4 protein-coding genes are annotated in these 2,432 nt (G+C 74.0%); 1 reads left to right on the top strand and 3 read right to left on the bottom strand.

Annotation, left to right across the window (positions count from 1 at the left end):
- Positions 1-160 precede the first annotated feature (160 nt).
- Positions 161-349: a hypothetical protein gene (locus tag ACN6LD_RS33145; protein ID WP_319197853.1), complete on the top strand. Its 189-nt coding sequence runs from the start codon at positions 161-163 to the stop codon at positions 347-349.
- Here the strand turns inward: ACN6LD_RS33145 and ACN6LD_RS33140 are convergent.
- The 3 genes from ACN6LD_RS33140 to ACN6LD_RS33130 all read right to left on the bottom strand — a co-directional run.
- A complete protein-coding gene (locus tag ACN6LD_RS33140; RefSeq protein WP_319197851.1) occupies positions 325-1,017 on the bottom strand; it encodes an endonuclease V in 693 nt (230 codons plus the stop codon). The two genes, ACN6LD_RS33145 and ACN6LD_RS33140, sit on opposite strands and share 25 nt — an antisense overlap.
- Positions 1,018-1,086: 69 nt before the next feature.
- A complete protein-coding gene (locus ACN6LD_RS33135) occupies positions 1,087-1,410 on the bottom strand; it encodes a plasmid stabilization protein (protein WP_319197850.1) in 324 nt (107 codons plus the stop codon).
- 50 nt (positions 1,411-1,460) lie between these two features.
- A partial coding sequence (locus ACN6LD_RS33130) for a WD40/YVTN/BNR-like repeat-containing protein (RefSeq protein WP_445045097.1) occupies positions 1,461-2,432 on the bottom strand: 972 nt, incomplete at its 5' end.

Genomic DNA, 2,432 nt, shown 5'->3' with positions numbered 1-2,432 from the left:
CCCCCCCCCCCCCCCCCCCTCGGGCCTGTCCCCGGCTTGAGACTTTCCCCGACGATTCGCGGTAGATCCCCCGGAGATCAACGCCGCCTCCGTGCCGAAGTCTCCAAGGGAACGTCAATGAAACGATTGACGTGTCCGGTCACGGCGAAAGGGGAGCATCATGAAGTTCGTTCTGGAGGTCACCGTCGACGAGGGGGCGACCGCTCAGGACCCGGTGGGGGAACTGCAGCGGATCCTGCGGTACTGGGGCGGCAACCTCAAGCACTACGCCCTGCGGGACGGCGAGAGCGCGGCGATCCTCGACTCGGAGTACCGGGAGGTGGGTCAGTGGCGGATGACGGCCTCGTGAAGGGCCCGCCGGCACAGTGAGTCGGCCCGGCGGGTGGTCTCCGGAAGCCGGAACCTGGGGGTGAGGGCGAGCGTGTGGGCGCAGGCGTCGTCCAGGGTGACGCGGTGGCCGACGGAGACGAACACCGGCTTCACGTCCGCCCGGGTGCGCAGCGCCCGTCCGACCTCCTCGTCGCCCGCCAGCAGCGGGGACGCCGATCCGCGCGGGGCGTCCGGGTCGGCGTGGGTGAAGACGAACGGGTTCTTGGCGACGCCGATGGTGGGCATCCCGGTGAGCACCCCGAGGTGGCTGGCGAGGCCGAAGCGGCGCGGGTGGGCCAGACCGTAGCCGTCGCACACCACCAGGCCCGGCTCGTGCGGCAGGGCGTCCAGAGCGGCGAGCACGGTGGGGATCTCGCGGAACGCCAGCAGTCCGGGCACGTAGGGGAAGGAGATCCGCCCGACGGCGGTGGCCTCGGCGACGACCTCCAGGCTCGCCGCGTCCAGCACGACGGCCGCCGCCGCGACGACGTCGCGCTCGTCGTCGTAGGCGACGTCGACCCCCGTCACATGGCCGGCGCCCACGGGCGGCCCCGGCTCGAACAGGACGCGGGTCCGCAGCTCGTCCTGGACGGCGCGGGCCTCTTCCTCGGTCGCGGGCCAGCCCGCGGGAATGCTGACGGTCGTCATGATGAGGACGAGCGTACGGCCCGGCGGGCGGGCTCGCGATCATGTTTCGGTCAGCGGCCGGTGCAGGCGTCAGTCGTCGAGCGCGCGCCGCAACTGGCTCTTGTTCATGTCCGAGCGGCCCTTGACGCCCCGGCGCTTGGCCTCTTCGTACAGCTGGTCGTAGGTGGGCCCCTGAGAGCCCTTGCCGGACCGCTGACCGCCTCGCCTGCCGGACGACATGTCCTCGGTGGAGGTGCGGCTCGCGGTCTTCGACTCGCCGGATCGGGCGCGCTCCTTGTTGACCGTCCGCGCGGCGATCTCCTTCGCGCGGCCGGGGCTCTCCCCCCGGTCCTGCGCGCTCTCCTTGATGTGCTCGTACTGGCGCTCCCGCTTGGGGCTGGAACCGCGTGGCATGGACGCTCACTCCCTTCGCGTTCGGGCTTTCCGGGTACCCGGAAATCGGTTCAGCTCTCCAGGCGTGCCACGCGCCCCTGGTCACCCGCGGCCCAGCAGCCGAGGTCGGGCGTGCAGTCCACGGTGTCGTACGAGCCGGTGTCGAGGGTGCGCCAGGTGCGGCCGGCGTCGGTGGTCAGGTCGGTGCCGGCGGGGCCGACCGCGAGGGCGGCGGTGCGACTGTGCGGCAGCCAGGCGACGCCGGAGCGGTAGGCGGGCGGCGGGGCGGACGCGGGCCGCCAGGTGCGGCCGCCGTCCGCGGTCGTGGCGGCGGCCCGCGGGGAGGGCTGGTCGGCGCGGTAGTCGCCGCCCACGGCGAGGCCGTGCGTGCGGTCGCGGAAGGCGAGAGCGAACACACCGCGCGCGGGGTCCCCGGCGGGGACGGGGACGTCGGCGGCCTTCCAGGTCAGCCCGCGGTCGGAGGAGTGCAGCACCCGCGCGCGTGCGGCGCCGCCGGTCGCCAGCCAGACGTCCCTGGCTCCGGAGGCGGCCAGGCACTGGCCGCTCGCGGCGAATCCCGCCTCGCCTTCCTGGGCGGCCGGCATCCCCGCGTCGGGCAGCACCGTCCAGGTGCGGCCGCCGTCGCCGGTCGACAGGACGCGGAACCTTCCGTCGACGGGATCGCTCACGGCGAGTCCGTGGCGGCGGTCGAAGAAGGTCATGCAGTCGTAGAACGCCCGGGGGTCGGTGTTGCGGAAGGACTCGGTCCAGGTGGTCCCGCCGTCCTCGGTGCGGTACACGCGTGAGGCCTCGCCCTCACCGATGGCGAGCACCACGGCACGGCGCGCGTCGAACGCCTCGACGTCGCGGAACTGCAGGCCGGCCGCGCCGGGCGGGGAGACGTCCCGCCAGGTCGCGCCGCCGTCGGCGGTGCGCAGCACGACGCCCTGTGTGCCGGCGACCCAGGCGGTGTCGCGGTCGACCGCCGCGAGACCGCGCAGGCGCGCGGTGACACCGGTGTCCTTGAGCTCCCAGTGCGGTGC

Source organism: Streptomyces sp. SAS_272, assembly GCF_052543235.1.
This window is presented reverse-complemented; position numbering and strand designations above follow the sequence as displayed.

Coding starts and splice junctions, on each gene's coding strand:
- ACN6LD_RS33135 (WP_319197850.1), bottom strand. CDS start 1,410: ATGCCACGCGGTTCCAGCCCCAAGCGGGAGCGCCAGTACGAGCACATC.
- ACN6LD_RS33145 (WP_319197853.1), top strand. CDS start 161: ATGAAGTTCGTTCTGGAGGTCACCGTCGACGAGGGGGCGACCGCTCAG.
- ACN6LD_RS33140 (WP_319197851.1), bottom strand. CDS start 1,017: ATGACGACCGTCAGCATTCCCGCGGGCTGGCCCGCGACCGAGGAAGAG.